16 protein-coding genes are annotated in these 19270 nt (G+C 57.1%); 5 read left to right on the plus strand and 11 right to left on the minus strand.

From position 1 onward, the window contains the following. Nucleotides 1–54 precede the first annotated feature (54 nt). From PFY00_RS09470 to PFY00_RS09510, 9 genes are all read right to left on the minus strand, one after another. Nucleotides 55–1260 (minus strand): TCR/Tet family MFS transporter, encoded by a 1206-nt coding sequence (locus PFY00_RS09470; RefSeq protein ID WP_271432313.1) that lies wholly within the window; start codon nt 1258–1260, stop codon nt 55–57. 88 nt (nt 1261–1348) lie between these two features. Beyond that, entirely contained in the window at nt 1349–2686 is a 1338-nt protein-coding gene (locus PFY00_RS09475) for a class-II fumarase/aspartase family protein (RefSeq protein ID WP_271432314.1), read from the minus strand. A gap of 3 nt (nt 2687–2689) precedes the next feature. Beyond that, complete coding sequence (locus tag PFY00_RS09480; protein ID WP_271432315.1) at nt 2690–3403, minus strand: alpha/beta fold hydrolase; 714 nt, start codon at nt 3401–3403, stop codon at nt 2690–2692. A gap of 21 nt (nt 3404–3424) precedes the next feature. Continuing rightward, entirely contained in the window at nt 3425–4213 is a 789-nt protein-coding gene (gene pcaD / locus PFY00_RS09485) for a 3-oxoadipate enol-lactonase (RefSeq protein ID WP_271432316.1), read from the minus strand. 162 nt (nt 4214–4375) lie between these two features. Then, on the minus strand, nt 4376–4804 hold the full coding sequence (locus PFY00_RS09490; RefSeq protein WP_271432317.1) for an FKBP-type peptidyl-prolyl cis-trans isomerase: 429 nt from the start codon (nt 4802–4804) through the stop codon (nt 4376–4378). A 222-nt stretch (nt 4805–5026) separates the two neighbouring features. Next, nucleotides 5027–5314: a hypothetical protein gene (locus PFY00_RS09495; RefSeq protein WP_271432318.1), complete on the minus strand. Its 288-nt coding sequence runs from the start codon at nt 5312–5314 to the stop codon at nt 5027–5029. 241 nt (nt 5315–5555) lie between these two features. Then, complete coding sequence (locus PFY00_RS09500) at nt 5556–6143, minus strand: hypothetical protein (protein WP_271432319.1); 588 nt, start codon at nt 6141–6143, stop codon at nt 5556–5558. Further along, nucleotides 6143–7870, minus strand: coding sequence for a hypothetical protein (locus PFY00_RS09505; RefSeq protein WP_271432320.1), 1728 nt, complete (start codon nt 7868–7870; stop codon nt 6143–6145). The genes PFY00_RS09500 and PFY00_RS09505 overlap by 1 nt, the downstream gene beginning before the upstream one ends. Next, the gene (locus tag PFY00_RS09510) at nt 7867–10149 is read right to left on the minus strand and encodes a glycosyltransferase (protein WP_271432321.1); all 2283 of its coding nucleotides are present in this window, start codon (nt 10147–10149) and stop codon (nt 7867–7869) included. The genes PFY00_RS09505 and PFY00_RS09510 overlap by 4 nt, the downstream gene beginning before the upstream one ends. 315 nt (nt 10150–10464) lie before the next feature. On the opposite strand from PFY00_RS09510, the gene PFY00_RS09515 reads away from it, so the two are divergent. The 5 genes from PFY00_RS09515 to PFY00_RS09535 all read left to right on the plus strand — a co-directional run bounded on the left by PFY00_RS09515 (nt 10465) and on the right by PFY00_RS09535 (nt 16583). Beyond that, entirely contained in the window at nt 10465–11463 is a 999-nt protein-coding gene (locus PFY00_RS09515; RefSeq protein ID WP_271432322.1) for a hypothetical protein, read from the plus strand. Then, a complete protein-coding gene (locus PFY00_RS09520) occupies nt 11460–12143 on the plus strand; it encodes a hypothetical protein (protein WP_271432323.1) in 684 nt (227 codons plus the stop codon). The genes PFY00_RS09515 and PFY00_RS09520 overlap by 4 nt, the downstream gene beginning before the upstream one ends. 85 nt (nt 12144–12228) lie before the next feature. Then, complete coding sequence (locus PFY00_RS09525; protein ID WP_271432324.1) at nt 12229–13986, plus strand: class I SAM-dependent methyltransferase; 1758 nt, start codon at nt 12229–12231, stop codon at nt 13984–13986. A gap of 134 nt (nt 13987–14120) precedes the next feature. Then, on the plus strand, nt 14121–15548 hold the full coding sequence (locus tag PFY00_RS09530) for a tetratricopeptide repeat protein (protein ID WP_271432325.1): 1428 nt from the start codon (nt 14121–14123) through the stop codon (nt 15546–15548). An 87-nt stretch (nt 15549–15635) separates the two neighbouring features. Further along, nucleotides 15636–16583, plus strand: a complete 948-nt coding sequence (locus PFY00_RS09535; protein ID WP_271432326.1) for a hypothetical protein — start codon at nt 15636–15638, stop codon at nt 16581–16583. Between the two features lie 109 nt (nt 16584–16692). Here PFY00_RS09535 and PFY00_RS09540 read toward each other — a convergent pair whose 3' ends face one another. Beyond that, nucleotides 16693–18162, minus strand: a complete 1470-nt coding sequence (locus PFY00_RS09540) for an ABC transporter substrate-binding protein (RefSeq protein WP_271432327.1) — start codon at nt 18160–18162, stop codon at nt 16693–16695. 106 nt (nt 18163–18268) lie between these two features. After that, nucleotides 18269–19216 carry an L-threonylcarbamoyladenylate synthase gene (locus PFY00_RS09545; RefSeq protein ID WP_271432328.1) on the minus strand — a complete coding sequence of 316 codons (948 nt, stop codon included), beginning with the start codon at nt 19214–19216 and terminating at the stop codon, nt 18269–18271. Between the last annotated feature and the right edge of the window lie 54 nt (nt 19217–19270).

The raw sequence follows: 19270 nt of genomic DNA on the forward strand, positions 1-19270 counted from the left end.
CGTGCGCTTGAGAATCTGTATTGCGCAAGCGTGAAAACGACCTGTTGATTGTTTTTACGCGACGGCGTCCCGGCGTGGGGGCCAAAGGAATACGATTAGCGCCACGATGATCAGCCCAAGCGCGACAAGGAAAGGCGCGCCGGGAAAGTAGACCGCCGCGTCCGGTGCCGTGTAGGCCGCAAAGACCGAAGTCATCACGAGCGGGGATACGATCATCGCGATGGCGCTGGCAGAGGTCAAAGCGCCTTGCAGCTCGCCTTGCCTTTGCGGTCCGACTTGCTGGCTCATGATACCCTGCAAGGCGGGCGTGATTACAGCGCCCAATGCCGCGAGCGGGGTGAGGATCAGGGCAATGGTTCCCGACGTTACAAATGCGATTGCGCCAAAGGCAAAGACGTCAAAGACCAGCCCGTACACCACGGTTCCGCGTTCGCCGAACCATGCAAGGATCACCCGGATCAAGCCGCCTTGGACAATCGCCATCATCACACCGAAAAGCGCAAGGGACAGGCCAATCATGCCGGGATCCCATCCGAACCTGGCGACACCGAAGTAGGCCCAGACGGACGGGTAGACCATAAAGGCCACCTGATAGAGAAAGAAGATCAGCAGGCCGCGCGAAATGCCCGGCAATTCTGCGAGAGCTTTGAACGCGCCCAGCGGGTTTGCGCGTCGCCAATCAAGGGGCCGGCGGATTTCATCGGTGACCGTTTCACGCAACACGAAGTATCCGAAGACACCATTCGCAGCGGCCAGTGCCGCAGCCGCCCAGAACGGCGCGCGCGTGCCGTATTCTCCAAGGAAGCCGCCCAGCAGCGGTCCAATGACGAAACCCAAACCAAAGGCAGCACCGATTAAACCAAACCCTTGTGCTTTTTTCCCGGGCTCAGAGATGTCTGCCATATAGGCGCTCGCGGTGCTTTGTGTTGCGGCGGTGATACCGCCGACGACCCGGCCAGCCAGCAACAGCCAGATTGACCCTGCCAATGCCATAACGACATAGTCTGCCGCCATCACTGCGAGCGAGATCAGCAAGACCGGCCTGCGGCCGTAGCGGTCTGAAAGGTTGCCGATCAACGGCCCGAACAGGAATTGCATCACGGCAAAAACCGTCGACAACAAACCTCCCCAGAGCGCGGCCTGTGCCAGAGAGCCACCGGACACTTCCTGAATCAAATCCGGCATCACCGGGATGATCAGCCCAACGCCCATGGAATCGATAAGAACGGTAATCAGAATGAATATTGTGGGCAGGCGCATGCGGTTTGTTTCGTCCCCGGGCGGAATGCCCTTTGGCTGCAAACTAGGTTTGCCCGCCCGGATTTGAAAGGGTTCCGTGACGCTCGTTTTACAGGGCTGGCTCTAAACCACGCAGTTTTTCAACAAAAGCAGCCGCCGCCCTTGGCGCATTGCCAAGTTGATTGCGCGTGTCAAACAGGTCGCCCGGCAGCTCTGGATAGGCTTCCTTTGCCAGAGTGGATAGGTCTTTCCCGGATGCGATGGCATCCTGACACAGGGTTTTGACAGCGGCTTGGGCATCTGGGCGGGGCATCGTTTCAGCCAAGGCGAAACTGATTGCCTCGGCCAGCAACAGACCGCCAGAGTTGTCCAGTGTCCCGGCCATTTCGGCTTCGCGTGGTGCCATGTTTTCAGCAAGGGTGACGCTCTGGGTGAGGGCTGCGGCGCAGGACAAAACCAACTGGGGCAGACATAGCCATTCGGTAAACCATGCCGCACCATCCCGCTGCTGACGATGGATGGCCGCGCCTTGCAGCGTTGCATTGATGCCCTGCGCATGCCGGGCCAAAGCCACCAAAACCGATGGGGCCACCGGGTTTTGTTTTTGCGGCATGGTCGAAGAGCTTCCTGCACCGCCCAGCGTGATTTCACCAATTCCGGATTGCGCCATCAGCGTGAGATCGTCGCCAAATTTACCCAAGGACAGCGTCACCTGCGTCATCCAGTTTGCAATGTTCAGCACTGGCGACCGGTCACTGTGCCAGCTGCGCCCCGGATCACCAAGCCCCAGCCGACTGGCCAGATCAGCGCGCAATGCTGCGGGGTCCGGCCCCAATGCGGATGCCGTTCCGGCTGCGCCGCTTAGCGAGACCAGCAGGTTGTCCTGACGAAGTTTTGGCAATGTCTCGAGGGCTGTGAGCAGCGGCCATCCCCATTCCGCCACCTGAGCGCCGAAACTGGTAGGCGTTGCGTGCTGGCCATAGGTGCGCGCGGCCATCGGTGTCTGCGCATGTCGATTGGCCAGGGACCCGAGTGCAGCCAGAATTTTTCGCAAGTGCGCTTCTGACTGTGCCAGTGCTTGCCGCAATCGCAGCATTAGCGCCGTGTCTTGGATGTCTTGTGAGGTCGCGCCCCAGTGCAGATATTGTGCGTGTTCCGGGGCCTGCATTTCCTTTCGGAAGGCAGCGACAAGTCCGGGCACCGAAACCCCGTTCTGGCCGGTCGGTTGCGCCAGTGCGCCGGGGTCGATCTGGAGTTCCAGACTGGCCCGATGGATCGCCTTGGCCGCGGTCTCGGGTATCAGGCCTTGCGCCGCTTGCGCTTGGGCCAGTGTGCCTTCAACCACCATCATCGCGCGTACTTCTGCCGTGTCAGAAAACAATCGGCCGGCATCACCCGTCGGGAAAAGAGCGGAAAGATGGGCACTGTCAAAGGGTGTCGCGGGCATCGGTCAGCCTTTTTCTGCGATTTTGCCCAGCAATTGGGCCAATTGTTCCGGCATCGAAAAGAACGGCGAATGCGAGCTGTTCAGCCGGTACCGGTCGGATGGATTGAGCGCGCTTGCCATTTCGTCCTGTAACTGGGGTGGAATGGCACCGTCCTGTTCACAGGTGATATAGCTGCGCGGCATGCGTGACACCGCGTCGCCGGGTTCGAACGCTGTCATTTGCGGTGCAAGGGCCTGGTCACACAGCCGTTCCAAGGCGTATTGCAGATCTTCATCGCTGCAATCGTGATAGAATTTTTCACGCGCTTTGCTTGGGTCAAAGCGCATGGACAGACCATCTGGGTTTCGCTGGATCGCTTCGATCAGTGGCTGTTCGTCAGACAGCTTGCGCATGTCCGCCAACGTCAAACCGGGGCGTGGAACATAGGCGCACAGATAGACGAGCCTCTCGATTTTGTCCGGATCCAGATCAGCGGCGCGCGTGATCGGGTATCCCCCCATGGAATGTCCGACCACAATGCTGGGTTCGTCCAGCGCATCCAGAACCGCGCGAGCACAGGAATCAAGGGTTACGTCGCAAAGCGGTGTCGTGTCATCGCCGTTTGATGGCAGATCGATTGCATAGGCCCGATGGCCCAGTGCCTGCAGGGCAGGTATGGTCTTGTGCCAGCACCAAGCACCGTGCGCTGCCCCGTGTATCAGTAGGAATCGTGCCAAACTCAGCTGTCCTTTGCCACGTTAGATGTGACCTTGTGCCGAGATGAACTCATTCAAGATACGGGCATATTCGACGGGGTTCTCGACGCAAGGCAGATGCCCGGCGCCACGGATCAGGGCAAACTGCCCGCCGGGGATCAAGTCTATTGTCTCACGAACCAGATCGGGGGGTGTTGATCCGTCCTCCGAGCCTGCGATTCCCAAAGCGGGCAAGCGCAGGCTGGCTGTGGTAGTGTAAAAGTCTGTACCTGCGATCGCTGCGCCGCACCCTGTCCAACCTTCTGCTGGTGTGCGCAGGAACAGGTTGCGCCAGGCAGGAAATGTCGGGTCTTTGTGGAAGGCATCAGAAAACCAGCGTTGCATTGTGGGGTGCACCACGGCCTGCAGGCCGCCTGCGTTCACCGCGTCGATGCGTTCGGCCCAAATGTCCCGTGTGCCGATTTTCGCACCGGTGTTCGACAGCACCATGGCACGGACCAGATCCAATCGTTTGGCGGCCAGACCCTGCGCGATCATACCGCCGATCGACAGACCCACAAAAATGGCATCCTTGAAACCAAGATGATCCATCAGGTTTTCCGTGTCGCGGACCAACGCCCCCATGGAGTAGGGGCCAGTGGGCAAATCCGACAAACCGTGTCCGCGCTTGTCAAACCGCAAGATGCGCAGCCCGGCCGGCAACAGCGGCATGATCGGATCCCAGAGTCGAAGATCAGTTCCCAGCGAATTGGCGAACACGATTGGCGCGCCGTCTTCGGGACCGTCGATACGGTAGTGCAGGCGAACATCGCCCAGGTCAGCCATGTGCATGGAGCCACCTCTCTTGCGTTTGGATGAGATGTATCTTTTTGCGGGCAGCGCGGAAAGTGGTGCCACACAAAAAGGGGCCAGCCACTTCGGTTGGCCGGCCCCTGTCTTTATCGGTTTTCCACAATCCAAGGACCAATCTGGTCAGATGTGGATATTCCGCCGCTACGCGATGGACACGATCTCGAATGAGAACGTCAGGTCTTTTCCTGCCAGAGGATGGTTGGCATCCAGAGTAACCTGTTCGTCGGTCACTTCGGTCACGGTCACGGGCATGACCTGACCGGTCGGGGTTTGCACCTGGAGCTGAAGACCAACCTCGAGCGGAATATCCGCAGGGATATCCCCACGCGGAACAGTTTGCATCGCTTGCGGGTTGGGCTGTCCATAGGCGTCATCTGCCGCGATGTTCACTACTTTTTTCTCGCCGACTTCCATGCCGGGAATGGCACGATCGAGACCCGGAATGATCTGGCCGGAACCAACTTCAAACTCCAGCGGATCGCGTCCTTCGGAACTGTCAAACGTGCTGCCGTCGGCCAGCGTACCAGTATAGTGAATGCGAACAGTGTCGCCGGATTTGACCTGCGTCATGAGGGTCTCCAGATGTGGGGATTGGTTGATTGCCGAGGCCGGCCTGACCGGGTGCTCGCGATTGATGCGGTTAGCCTAATGTTGCAATGGGTGAATTGCAAATGGCCACCGGCAAAACCGGATAAACGCTAAAGCGACCCGTATCTCGCGCCAATCAATGGGCGTTCGCCGTCAATACCTGAGCGGCGATTGTGGATTGACCCAACCCCGGCGTTCGTCGTTTCAGGACAAGCTGGCGAGGTGCAAATCCAATGACGCCCGCCCGGTGCCGGTTGCAAGCAAGCAGCTCAATCGGCGGTCGGGCAAGGTAACCAGCATGGTCCACGTACCCGTTCTGGGGTGAGAGTAGATTTCCAGAACATTGGCGTTGGGCAGGACACCAACATGGCTCAGCTTTTCGCCAAACCGGGTCTGGATTTGTTCTGCAACCTGCTTTGATGATGCACATTGCTCTGCCTGGGCTGCGCTGGCTGTGAAAATCAACAGGAGCGCGAATGTTATTTTTTTCATTGCATGACCTAGATTGAGTGAGTGTCCGGTCTTGGTGGATCGTTTGTGATCTTACGCTGCGTAACCAATATGTCAAAATTAAGGGGCAGAATTTGTAATTTGGCGTTTATTTGCAAACAGTTTTAGAATTTCGACTATTGGTCACATAATAGAAACAGTGGGGTTCAAAAAACCCCATATACGGGTAGTCGTGGCACTGCTTTTGAGTTCTTGATCAGGTGTTATGGGCGGACCGGCCCGGTCAGTCCAGCGCCGACCACAACTTGTGACCGCTATCCAAACTCCGGATCTGCTTCATGCCATATCGCCGCTGCATAAGTGCGCCAATGTTGGCCGGATCAGCGCGACCAACCTGATGACAAAGGAAACCGTAGCGGCCCAGAACGTGAACCGGATCAAGTGTGCGGCACAGAAAGACGATGCGCGCGAACGGGTTCCTGTGGTGTTCAGTCAGAAGCGAGAGCAGGGCAGAGGACAGTGCTGCGTCGTCACCCTCCACATCAATCAAAATACCTGCAACCTGCAGGTCCTCGGGCCGTTTGGTCCATGCAATGCGGCCCAGTGGGACGGGCAGTTGGGGCAGGCCCGCCAAAAGTTCGGCGGGCATCGACATTTCTGGCTCTGCTTGCTCGGGGACCGGGTCCGCCTTTCTGGTGGCAACGTCTACCTGCAAATCGAAAACGGATGCTGAACTCAATTCACGGCGCAGCGATTGAAACTCAAAGCGCGCCAGTCGTTGCGCCAGATCCTGACGCTCTAGCCCAGCCCGTCGCAAAACGCGAAGAGCGTCTGGATCCACGCCTGCCAGATCATTTGGACCAGCTGCCATCAGGATGTTCCTCTTGCAGTAGTCGCGTTCAATATCTCAGTCGCCATTTCAATGGCTCCGTCCCGGCGCAGTGCCGGGCGCGATACAGGTTGGGATTGGCGCAGTTGTTGGAAAAAGGCATCCAACTTGGCCTCTTCTTCCTCTCCGGTTTCGTGTTCCAGAATTTCGGCCCAGCCTTGTTCGCTTGCGAAGCGGGCTCTTGCGGCCTGATCATCAAGACGTTCGTTCGTTGTCGGAACGAACAGCACAGGGCAAGTGCACTGCAACATCAGTTCATGAAATGTATTGTACCCGGTCGCGGCAACGACACCGTCAAAAGCTGCGAGGTAGGGCGTGACCGGATAAAGTGACACCCGTTCCTCATTGTCATTGTCAACAGAAGGCCGCGCTGCCATTGGCGACTGCGCCCAGATCAGGCGCACGCGGGCTTTGCGCGCAGCCTCAATCAGTTTGTCATGGATGATCGATGTTCGGGCAAATGCCTCACCGCCCAGTGACACCAGACATGTCTTTCCCCGCCCAATACCGATGCCAAGGGCCCGCCGCGCGGCGCGTCTGGTCAAGCGATCATCAGGTTTGCTGAGAACAACAGGTGCTGTCGTGACCAGAGACGACAAGCCCGCCGGGTGAGGATTGCTGCGCGCGGTTGCGCCGGGGTCCGCCGCTGATGCCAGATCACCGGGTATCAAGACCCGGTCGCAGAACCTGACGTCGGCCAGACTGCGATCATCGGCATCGGCACGCCACATCCCGCGCCTGATCCAAAACAGCCGTGCATGATGGCATCCGGGCTGTTTCATCGCATCGACAATGAAAGGTTCGATACGGCTGCCATCCGCGATGACCGCGGTCGGTCGGCTATGACGCAGATGGTGCGCAAACGCTTGGGTTTCCCACTGCTGCCAAGGCGGCGTGTCGGCGCCCAGATGATCTGCGTTATGGCGCAGGAACACGCTGTATCCAGCGCGCTGAATGATTGTTGCGGCTCGGGAAAAGCACCAAAACGCGATCTTGACTTGATCCGGGTCTGGACTGGCGTTCTGCAATTCCTTGGCGATGGCCAATTGTCTGGTCAAATGGCCCAATCCCACACCATTGGGGGTGACAAACAGGAAATCTGATCGATCGGCAGGCTGCTTCGCAGGCAGGCGATTTGCGAACTCGGCAATATCGATCAGGTCCGGCGGGTCTTCTTGTACAGCGCTTAGCCGATAGTCGCGGGCCAGTCGCGCCCAGTTGATCGCATCAAAATCGAGGACGCTGTCCCGGTTCTCGGAAAGAAGACGGAAGCGGGATTGGCTGGCGTTGAACTCGGCCCGTCCGAATGTTTGAGCTCCTCCACCCTGAGGGGATACCAGCGGCTCACACTCCAGCCCAGAGGCGCGGATCTCGGTCGCGGCAGCTTCGCCCAGTGCAAACAGCCGGAGCGAAAATCCACTCACCTTTGCGACCAGCGTCTTCAAAAGGTCGTATTGCAGAGGATGGTGCCTTGCTGGCGACTTCGCTGCGCGCCGGACAATCACGTTGACGGTTGCGCCCGTCGACTGACACCGATCGACGGCATCGAAAAACCCGTTTTGGCTACAAAACCAGACGGTATCTTGCGGCCCGAACGTGTGTGACGCGGTGACGGTCTGAAGCGTTCCGTCCGCGCCGATCTGGGCTGCCAAAAGCCCCGCGACGGGATCGGAGCCGGCGAAATCTATGAGAAGCCGGGCGCCGGTCATTGTGCCCCCTCGCCGTCAGATTGCCCGTAGTATTCCATTGCCAATGCGCCGAGCGCTTCAACCGAAAACCGGTTCGCAATAAACGACATCCGCTCAGCCCTCGAACCGTTCAATGCTTGTGGCAACCAGTCTTCGATTGCGGCGGCTGCATCCTCTGGCGTGATATCTTCGGAAAGCAACAGGCCCGCAGCCTCGGTGTCATCGAGCATGGCCTCTTTGACGCCGCCAACGTCGCATCCTGCAACGGCAATGCCAAGCGCCTGTGCCTCAAGCAAAACGTTTGGCGTGCCTTCCACCCGGGACATCAACAAAACCACGTCCGCGTCGCGGTAGATGTCGGCCGGGTCAACGAGACCGCCCTCCAGATGAAAATCCCGGAGCCTCAATGCAGCGGCGCGTTCCTGTGCAATGTCGCTCAGGGGGCCTACACCGGCAATCCGGGGACGAATGTCGTATTGTGATCTCCCTTGAAGCTTGGCCACGGTTTCCAGCCAAAGTTCGGGGCGTTTGTTGGGAGCCAGACGAAAGACCCCGACGATATTAACGACTCGGCGACCCTTGGCGACTTGATTGTGTGCCGGTTGGGCGATTTTGGTGAACCTGTCAATTTCCAAACCGTTGTTCATGACGCCAACGTCCCCGACCGGTCGGTCAAGCCAATCCTCGTAGTCACGTGCGCCGGCGCGGGAATTCGCGACCAGTTTTACGTTCGGCAAGCCACAAAGTGCTGAGAAAAGCGCGCGGTCGTCTTGTTGCAATCCGCGATCGCGCCGTGACGGCTGCATGTTACGTGCGCTCAGAACGATTTGCCCGATCCCCAGATGCGTCCCCAGAAACCCACAGGCCAGAGATGCGCGGTCTTGCCATCCATGCAGAACATCCGGGCGTTTATGTTCCAGCAATTTGTAAAGGGCAGCCACATCCGCACGCAATGGCTTGGGCAATAGCGCACAGCGATCTTCGAGTTCCGATGGCATGCGCAGAAAACTGTTTGGTACGTTTTCCAGATCATGGATCTGCACGCCGAGCTCTTCGAGATCCCTCAGAAAGTGCGACCGTCCCCGATCTTCGGATAGCGAAAAAAGTGCTACGTCGATCTGATCAGGCCGAAGTCCCTGCAGCAACAGCGCCTTGACCATCATGACGAACTGGCGCTCTGCGCCCCCACTGACCAGCGAAGCATTCACCAGCATGACGCTCATCTGGCTCTTTGGCGGCAAAGGTGCGGGGCGTGCGTGCCGTTGGAACAATGCAAAAGGCAGCAGGCAATCCGGACTGCTCAGGCGTGCCGCCGAAGGCAAAGATCCTATTTCGAGCGCACGGTTTCCAAGCAGACGGCTGGCGGCCTGTAGCGCCAGTTGCGCGGTCGAGCCAATTGGAATCCCGGCCTGAGACAACCAAGCGACATGGCCCAGCCGCCCGATATCCAATAGATACTGTGCGATTGCGTCCCAATCCTGATCGGGAACCGGCGTGACCGGATTGCGTTGCACGGCTTTGGCCAGCGCTTCGTCGAGAAGATCGCCCAATCCAAGCGTATAAGTCACCGGTATCAATTCGGTGAGTGCCGGTCCGGCCAAAAGAAACTCAGAAAGGGTCTCCATCGCCGCATCTTTGCGTTCGAGCCGCCACAAAAGCCGGACTTGATTTCCAAGCGTGGTGCTGCGTGGAAAACTGCCGCGCTCTTGCAGTTTCTTCCACTGATCCAGAGCAACGTCCCATTGGTTCAGGGATGCCGCAATTCGCGCGCCACGAACAAGAAAACGGTCGTCTGTAGGAAAAAGCGCGGCGTATTCGGCGCTTTTGTCCTGAGCCGAAATCAATGCGTCTTCGGCACGAAGCAAATCAATTTCCATGATCGCCATATCGGGTTCGGCGTGTGCCAGTTCTGTCAGGTGAAACAGAGCATCCGGATTGGCCAAACCGTTCAGAGCACGGGCCATTGCGCGCGCGGCATCTTTGGGCAAATCCAAAGCCCCGAAAGCAGACCGCAGGATCAGAGAGGCACGATGGAAGTCTTCATGTTCCAACGCCGCTTCGGCATCAGCGATTGCCATTTTCTCAGTGTAAACGCCTGCTGTGGCAAGGCGAGCCCGCACCGTCGACGCCAGCTTTGTCTCACCCACGCGGGACATTTGCCGTTCCAGGTATTCCCACAGACTGACGGCTGTTTGCGATTCGATTTCGGCGTCTTCCAACGCCAGAAACGCCTCAACGAAAGCGCCATCTGCACAAAGGCGGACGATCCGAGTGCGTAGCGTTCCAAAATCCGAGTTCATGGATATGAGCCTAGGACCCTTTTGAATTGGTTGCCACAATCAAGTTTAGGGGGCGCTAAAGGATATGTTGACTCCCCAATAGCCGTGATTCCGTGACCAAAGTTCCGGGTTTTTCCCCTTTTGACCGCGCGACTATTAGGTTTTTTAGCCATATTCTAGGCACAATCTACGGTTACATTTCGGCTTGGATAGAAAGAGCTTGAGTAGAACTTCGCATCTTTTCGCGACATACTCACAACGGTGAAAAGCCGCTGACACGTGTTGTGTTTGTGCGGTTTGCCGTTGGGTGACTGTAGGGTAACGAGGAACGAAGACATGGCAAAACTACATCCTTCGGTCGCAGCCGGATGGCTATTGAGTGTTTACGCAACAACTGTGTCTGCTGAAACGCTGGCGCGTGAATTGCGCTCTGATGCCATCGACACCGCCCTTGCCGAGCAAATCGATTTCCGCAGTATTGTTTTTGAACCGTGTCTTGCCAAGCCGACCTGCGCCTTTGGGGCGCTGACTGTCACCGCTGAACGTGAAGTCTCCAATGGAGTTTGGGAGCCGGCGCTTATCTATTGGGATCCGGTAGACGGCTTTGGCGTAATGGGCGGCCAGCAAAATGACGAGATCGACATCGATGAGCGTCTTGTTGTTCAGTTCACGGCAACGCAGCAATTCACAGGTATATGGATGAGCGATCTCTTCATCGGAGAAGAGACACACTACCAGAATTGGCCGGAAAGCTCTGACGATGTAGAAATTGCCGATCTGGCAATCCTGGATGGCACGCGCGTCGCACAAAGCAAGCGTATCAACGGCATCTTCAAGTTGCCGTCCGAGCCATTCAACGAACAGTTTTCAGACCTGTTCACAGAAGACGGTGATCTTCTGAACCGTGTCATCTTTGAAGAGGGTGATGTGAAAATTCTCGTGCCTGACGCTGAACTGAATTCAGTTGTCATGTCGCTGGATCGCGTTGCTCCGGCAAAAGAGTCGATTTTCCTGAACCTCGAGTCTGAGCAGATCGAACTGGATGAAATCATCGGCTCAGCGACTGATATTCCGGTGTTCCCGGTCGGATCGGACAACGCTGCCCGCATTCTGGAAATTCGCGAAGACCAACAGGCGCTATTGAACATCATCCAACGTGCCCGAGCCGAGCGTGAGCTTGGCGAAGTATCGAACGGCGAATTGGGTTGGTACCCCACCGACGCCATCACAGGTGATCGGATCGAATTTACGGCGGGTTACCGTACCAGCAGCGATTATTCGGTGGCCGGCATCATGCTCGCGCAACCGACCAAAATTGCAGGACTGGAAAAATGACAGTCGACACGCTTTTGAAACGTCTGGGCCGCGTCGCGGTTTGGACCGTCGCGCTTGTTGTTCCTGCTGCGGGTACTGGGCATGCTATGGGCATCGTCCAATCGCCTGGCACGCAGGATGTCTGGCGTGATGTGCGCCGCGAATTGAGCGCAGATCAGAACACAGACGGTTTTTCCACTGGACTGCGTCAGGTGTTGGAACGTGTCGCGCCTGGTTCTGACAACAGCCATCTCATGGCCCTGAGCTATTCGGTCGCAAAACCTGCTGAGATTGATGCTCTGGATGAGTTCTGGACCCGGCATATGGCCAACAATGCGGATCAGGCCGGTTTCAGCACGATGCTGGATGTTCGCTCCCGCGTTCTTGGTATGCAGACCATGGATCGTCAGACCTATCTGAAAGATTGGCTCTATCTGGCCAAAGGCGGTGCCTATGAATGCGGCGGCAATTGCGGAAATGGCAATGGCAACGGCGGTGGCAATGGCAACGGCGGCGGCAATGGCAACGGCGGTGGCAATGGCAACGGCGGCGGCAATGGCAACGGCGGCGGCAATGGCAACGGCGGCGGCAATGGCAACGGCGGCGGCAATGGCAACGGCAATGGCGGTGGAAACAACGGCAATGGCGTTGGCAATGGCGGCGGAAACGGGACTGGCAACGAAGGCGGTGGGAATGGCTGATATGCCTTCCTGACCGCACGAAGCCCCATATCAAAGTTACTAAAGAAAGTTATTTTTCAACCAGTTAATAGAAACCTGAATGCAAATGGCGAAACCCAAAATGAATGTCAAAACAGATATTTGCACGGTGAACGCTTTGCTCGAACAAGGCCATCCACGGATGGTCGGACAAGAGGATCTGCGCAGGGTTTCATCGGTTGCGTCGGAGCTGGCTAGTGGCTCGACGATACTAGAGATGGGCCCTTGGCTCGGCTTTCTGAGTGTTGAGCTGGCGCGACATGGTGATCTTCACGTTGTCGATAATTTCGTCTGGACCAAAGATCACGCCCGTCGCGTACCGGGATTTATCGAGATTGGGGATAGCTTCAAACCTCTTTTCGAGGACATCATGGCACGCACCGAAGGGGTGCCAACTGTTCACGAAAGCGATTTTGGTGACTTTGAGTGGGACGGTCCGCAAATCGACCTGTTGGTTGTCGATTCCCCGAAAAACCCAAAGGCCCTTTTCGAATGCCTTAGCAGCGTTATCGAGGCATTGGTGCCCGGCGCGCGCGTCTTGATCAAAAACGGTCTGAACCCAAAACAGCACCAGATGATGGGCTACATCGACCGGCTGATCCGGCTAGGTTTGTTCGACTTTGACCAGGACAACGATTTTCAGCGCTGCAACATCGCCACACTCACTGTCAAAGCGGCACCCGGCGCACGCAGTGGCATTCTTTCCGATGCGCTACGGTCCGAACCGATGTCGCAGGAGAGTGCAGACCCTGCGCCGCACTTCTTTGCAGTGGTTCAGATGAGCCAACAGGTTCAGACTGGGCAATGGTCCAAGGCCTACGAAACGCTGGAGGCGACTGCGGCGAACCCGGAAATGCTACGGCTGTGGGAAGAGCTCGAAGTCACCCTGTCTTCTGACGTTCCCCCCATGGAACTGGCGATATTCTCTGAGATCGTGAAGCTCCATCATGACCCTTCCGAGAACCTCATGTCGGCTGAAGATGACCTCAGAACGCCAATTGGTGCGGCGCGTGCGTTTTGGATCAACAACGCCGGGCAGGAATGGCGGGCGCGGTCTATTGCGCCTGCTGTGATCGCTCAAGCCAGCGCGTTTGGCTACATGGACTGGCCGCGTGAGATCGGGAATATGCTGCCGGGCCGCGATGTTCTGGACGTTGGCTGCGGCTCCGGACTTCATGGCATCGGATATCTGTGCCTGGGGGCCAACACGTTTCTTGGTGTTGACCCTTCACTGCGGCTGGATCGGGACAGGGTCAAGAACCTTGCCGCCAAACGTCGCGAAGCCTTTGGCTGGACACCCGAGCAAATCGCAGAACAGATCGAACCCTGGGCGGTTGTTCCGTCTATTCTTCAGGATGTTGAAAACGATAGAACGTTCGATCTGGCGGTGCTGAACGACTGCCTGTCCCAATCCGACGATGTGGATGGTCTTCTTGCCGCTGTGGCAAAGCGGCTGCGGGCAGGGGGGCAGATTGTTCTGCGTCACAAGAATTTCTATTGCTGGAACGGACACCGTCAGGCCCCGAAAACCATCGATGCCATTGATGTGAATGATCCCGATCAGGCCAATCTGATCGATTGGAAACACCTGTCCTGGGACGCACCAGAGGATCATTACACCAGACGTGTCTTGAACCGAGTTCGGCTCGATACACTCATGCAGTCCGTTGAACGCTACTTTGATCTGGATGTGGTCGAAGAAAAACCTGCTACGGCGGCCATTGGGCACGACCGACTGACACCTGAAATCATGGCACAGCACCCTGAGCTTTCGGAACGGGATTTTCTCGTTCAAAGCCTTTCATGCATAGCCACGGTAAAATGAGGACTCCGATGACTGGAAAGAAATTTTGCCTTTTGCAAATTCGTCGCCCCGCTTTGGGGTTGGCGCACTGTTTCGCCGCAGCTTTGACCTGTTTGCTTTTGATCAGCAGCACCGGCAGCGCAGAATCTGCGACGATGTCGAAGGAAGTCACGCGGCTCTACAAACAGACAGAAGAAATCCGCAAAGCGGCACGCACCCAAGACGATATGAAGGAAGTCATCTCGGTCTATCAACGGCTGGCCGAACAGGGCCACGCGCGTTCCGCGTTTCGTCTGGGCAACATCTATTTCCGTGGCACGCTCGTGGATCGCGAACCAGAACTGGGATTGCAGTACTATGAAAGTGCCGCGACCATGGGGTTTGATCCGGCGTGGCGTTATCTGGGAGTTGCATTGCTCTCGGAAGAACGCGGTGAAGAGGCGTTTGAAGCGCTTGATAAAGCTTCGGAGGCCGGAATTACAGGGTTTGAACTGATTTTCGCCAAGTCGCATCTGCGGCGGAAATTTGGACGCTATTCTGACCCTGAAGAGGGGCTGACGCTGTTGAAGGCCATTGCAAAGGGCGGCGATGTCAAACCAAAGATCGAACTGGCCAAAGTCTATTCGGATCCTCGCACTGGTTTCGCTAACTATGAAAGCGCCTTTGATGTGCTAAAACCCCTTGCCGACTCTGGTGAACCGGCGGCTTTGCAACGTGTGGCCAAGCTCTATCAATCCGGACTGGGCGTAAGGCGGAGTTATCCCAAAGCCAGCGACTACTATTTCCAAGCGGCAGAAGCCGGTCAGTCAGATGCGCTTCTGGGCGCAGCCGAAATGGAAGTCCGGCGCGGCAAGCCTTCAAATGGGCGAACCACTTTGGAACGTGCAATTGAAACCGGAGTAGAAGGCGCTGATCTTCAGCTGGCCAATGGTCATATCCGCGGCATGCTTGGTAGCAAGTCTGACCGATCATTGGGTGTGTCCATGATCAAAGAGGGCGTCGAAAAAGGTGACCCTCGATACATCGCGCTGGCGCTCAATCTGCGTGCGGACAACTTCAAACTGGGCTTTGATTCAAAGGCGCTACTTGAAAAGCTGGAGCCATCCGCCAACTCAGGCAATGCCTCTGCCGCAGCCTCGCTTTTGCGGTTTGTCCGGCAAAAACCGCGCTTGTCTGGCAACTATGCCTCACAACGTGAGGCGTTGATCAACCGATATGCCGATACTCTCAGCGAAGCGACCTTGGCCGAGGAAAAAGCGCGGTTCATCATCGACACACAGAGCACACGGGCTGCGCGTGCGGCCCTATCGAAAATGCTGAGCGAAGCGTCGGCCGATGAATACTATGATTTGATGGTTGGTGTCTCGCGGGCTGACAAGAACGTTTACACCTACCTGATCCAGTCTGAACTGGCCCAGCTTGGTGCATATTCGGGCAAAAAGAACGGCAGACTTACCAAGAAGACACTGAATTCGGTTGTTCGGTTCTGCCGGGATTCCGGTTTCCGGGATGAATGCCAGCATGGCCCGTTGCGCGGGTCTGCGGTGCGTATGGTGTCTGCCGCTTTGGCCAAACGTCAGTGATTGGAAACACCGATTGGAAAATCGGACTGCGGGAAACAAACAGATCGTGCTAGGCTCTATGACAACAGAAGTGGGAGTAAACCGCTCATGAAATTTACCATCACTCCAATCGGGTCGTGCCGGATTGTAGATCCGCTGCGCCGGGCTCGATCTGGCTACGGGTTTGAGCTGTCGCGAAACCGCAGTTTCGGATTTACGCACACCTCACCCGAGGCTGTTCAGCAGTTAAAGTTCATGCGCGGTGAATTGGATATTCCAGAAGCGCTGTGGCCCTACGTGTCCAACAACGATCGCTCCGATGTTCTGGCGCAGGCACCCAAGAGCGGTGACATCCATGTGGTCGAGCTGTCGTCTGAAAAGATCCTCAGCATGAATGGCGTTTACCTGCAGCTCAATTATCTGCGGACGCAGTTCGTGCCGTTCTTTGCAGATGGTAAAAGAAAGAACGCTTATTGGAAGGCGATCGAAAAGGGCACGCAGGAAGATATTGACGCGCTTCTGGCGGAACACTGGTCCGAAACGGACGAACAAAAAGCAGATTGCGCGGTTCTAAGGAATATCCGTCTGCGCCGAGCAGACGAGGAACAAACCCGCGCGGATATTCGATATTTGAAGGAAGCGCTGCCCTTTGTTGTTTTTGTTACCCACGTGAATGCGATCGATTCCGGAGGAACGGTTATCAAGACGCGGGACCGTTACATTCAGATGGTAAAGCGAATTGCCGGGGAAGAAGGTTGCTTGGTCATCGATCCGACGGACATGATGCAGCACATGGGTCAGCAAGAAGCTCTGGAGCCGGACCTGAACCACTACACGGACGACTTCAAGGAACGTGTCGTTGAGAACTGGTTCGACGCGGCCCTGACACAGGCGTTGACCCAGATGATCCAGTCGCGGGATGACAAGACCGCTCAGGCCATGCTCGAAGCCCACCTCAAGGCGCGAAAAGCTCGGGGCGATACGGCTAAAAACGCCGGAATGGCACAGTTGGCGGCGGCGTTCCCGGACCTTGGTGCGCTCTCACCGGTGTCCTGACGCACGATTGGTCGTCATCGTTCAATCAGTCCGCACATACGCTGATGGTACAAAAAAGCCCGGGTTCTGAAGCCAGAACCCGGGCAATTTTTTAGAGCTTGGCCTACTGCTACTCGGTCCAGCGAACGCCGGTCAGGTCAGTCGCCTGTGTCGGGGCGTTCTTCCACAAGCCTTCGATGCGTGCATCGGCCACCGTTGGGGTTGCCAGCTGGAACAGGTACCCGTTGACGTAATCCTGCGCGATGGTTGTCTGAGCCGTCGCCAACAGTTCAGAACGCTTGGCCGGATCCGTGGTGCCTGTGAGTTCGGTCATCAAAGCCTGAAAATCCGGGTTGTCATACTGGAAGTAATAGTCCGGACGGGCATAGATCCCGATGTCGAAGGGTTCGGTATGGCTGACAATTGTCAGGCCGTAGTCCTTGCCGCGGAATACCTCTTCGAGCCAGACAGGCCATTCCACATTGCTGATCTCGGTCTTGATGCCAACGGCTGCCAGCTGGGCCGCAATGATTTCACCGCCACGACGTGCGTAGGATGGCGGAGGCAGCTTGAGCGTGGTCGTGAAACCATCAGGGAAGCCAGCTTCGGCCAGCAGGGCCTTTGCTTTGGTCGGATCATAATTCGAGCCCGCAGTCAGATCGACATAGTCGGGATTGTGCGGTGCAAAATGCGTGCCGATTGGCGTGCCCAGCCCAAACATCGCGCCGTCAATGATATCCTGACGATTGATGGCATGGGCAATGGCCTGACGGACCATGACATTGTCCAGAGGCGGCATTTTGTTGTTTGTGCTCAGGATTGTCTCGCCTTCCGTGCTGCCAACCAGCACCTGAAACCGGGGGTCGGCTTCGAACTGGGGCAGGTTTTCAGGCGCCGGATAGCCGGCAAAGGCGTCGATGTCCTGTGCCATCATGGCGGCAAAGGCTGCGGTGGGATCCGAAATGAACTTGAAGGTCGCATCGGTCAGGGCCGGTTTGTCGCCCCAATACGCGTCATTTTGGGTCAGCATGATGCTGTCGCCTTGCTTCCATTCAACAAACTTGAACGGGCCCGTGCCAATCGGAGTTTGCTTGATACCTTCGATGGATTCAGGTGCAACGATGATGGCGTCGCCCCAAGCCATGTTGAACAGAAAGTTCCCGTTGGCCTGAGACAGCGTGACTTGCACGGTTGTCGCGTCCACAACGGTTACATCCGCGATTTCGGCAAACAGCGCTTTTTGCGCGTTGGCGCTGTCTTCGGCGAGAGCGCGATCAAGCGAGAATTTAACGTCCTCTGCATCCATTGCGGTGCCGTCATGGAAGGTCACACCAGCGCGCAACTTGAACGTATAAGTCAGGCCGTCCTCCGAGATTTCCCAGCTTTCGGCAAGACCGGGCACAACCGCGCCGGTTTCGGTAAAGCGTGTGAGGCCCTCAAAAACATTGGTGTACAGAACCGAGTCGATGGCGCCTGCCGCGGCCGAGGTCGGATCGAGATGTGGCGGCTCGAGCTGCAGGGCAATGGTCAGATCGGTTTGCTGCGCAAAGGTGGCAGTGCCCGAGAGCAATAGGGCGGCAAGGCCGAGGCGGATGGTCATGGAGGTTCCTCCTTGGGAAACGGATAGTGATATTCAACATCCCGCAAAACCGCCCATGAGTGCAAGGGAAAGGTCGGAGGGCGTGGCGTCACGCCTCTTGTTTGCGCTATCGCTCGGCCGCAGCCCGACTGAGCCTGTCATTGATCGCAACACCCAATCCCAGATGCGGAATTGGGGACACTCCAATGACCTTTGCGCCAGAGGCGTCCAGACGGATCATGTATTCAAACAGATTGGCGGCAGCCTCGGTCAAATCGCCTGTGGCCGAGAGGTTCAGATCACAGTCAACAGCACCAAAGCCCAGTCGTGCTTCGCCGGCCTCCCATTCGGTCGCGTTCAGGCGCACGTGGGCGCGGGGCGCATAATGGGATCGCATCTGTCCGGGCGCTGAAATCGCTTCAGCGTCATGCCGGGCTGCGATTGGTTTGCCCAAAACCGTGTTCAGTTCGTCTTGTGTTACCCCGCCCGGGCGGAGCAGTGTAGGCTTGCCCGCAAGCCCCAGAATGGTCGATTCCAATCCCACGCTACAGCGCCCGCCATCGACGACCGCTTCGATTTTGCCGTTCAACCCGTTCATCACATGGTCGGCAAGGGTTGGGCTGACTTGTCCGGATCTGTTTGCCGAGGGCGCGGCAACAGGGCCGCCGAATGCGCGCAAAAGCGCGCGCGCAACCGGCGCTTCGGGAATTCTGACTGCCAGTGTGTCCAGGCCGGCCGTGACCAGTTTTGACACTTTGGCTCCGGGACGAAGTGGTAGCACCAAGGTCAGTGGTCCGGGCCAGAACGCGTCTGCGATCGCTTGCGCTTCGGGTGACCAGACAACCAGCTGTTGGACGTTTTCGATATCAGCAAGGTGCACAATCAGCGGATTGAATTCCGGGCGTCCCTTGGCTTCGTATATACGTGCAACGGCCGTGTCGTTGCTGGCATCGGCGCCCAGCCCGTAGACCGTTTCGGTCGGAAAGGCGACCAATGCGCCATCTTGCAGCAACGCGGCGGCCTCAGCCAGCCCTGCAGAATCGGCGTTCAGCTTCTTGGTTGTCAGAGTTTTCATTGCTATCTCTTTGCCACCCAACGCGAAGTCGTGACGCGGCGTTTGAGTTGAAGG

This window comes from Thalassococcus lentus (genome assembly GCF_028023555.1).
GTDB classification, from domain to species: domain Bacteria; phylum Pseudomonadota; class Alphaproteobacteria; order Rhodobacterales; family Rhodobacteraceae; genus Thalassococcus_A; species Thalassococcus_A lentus.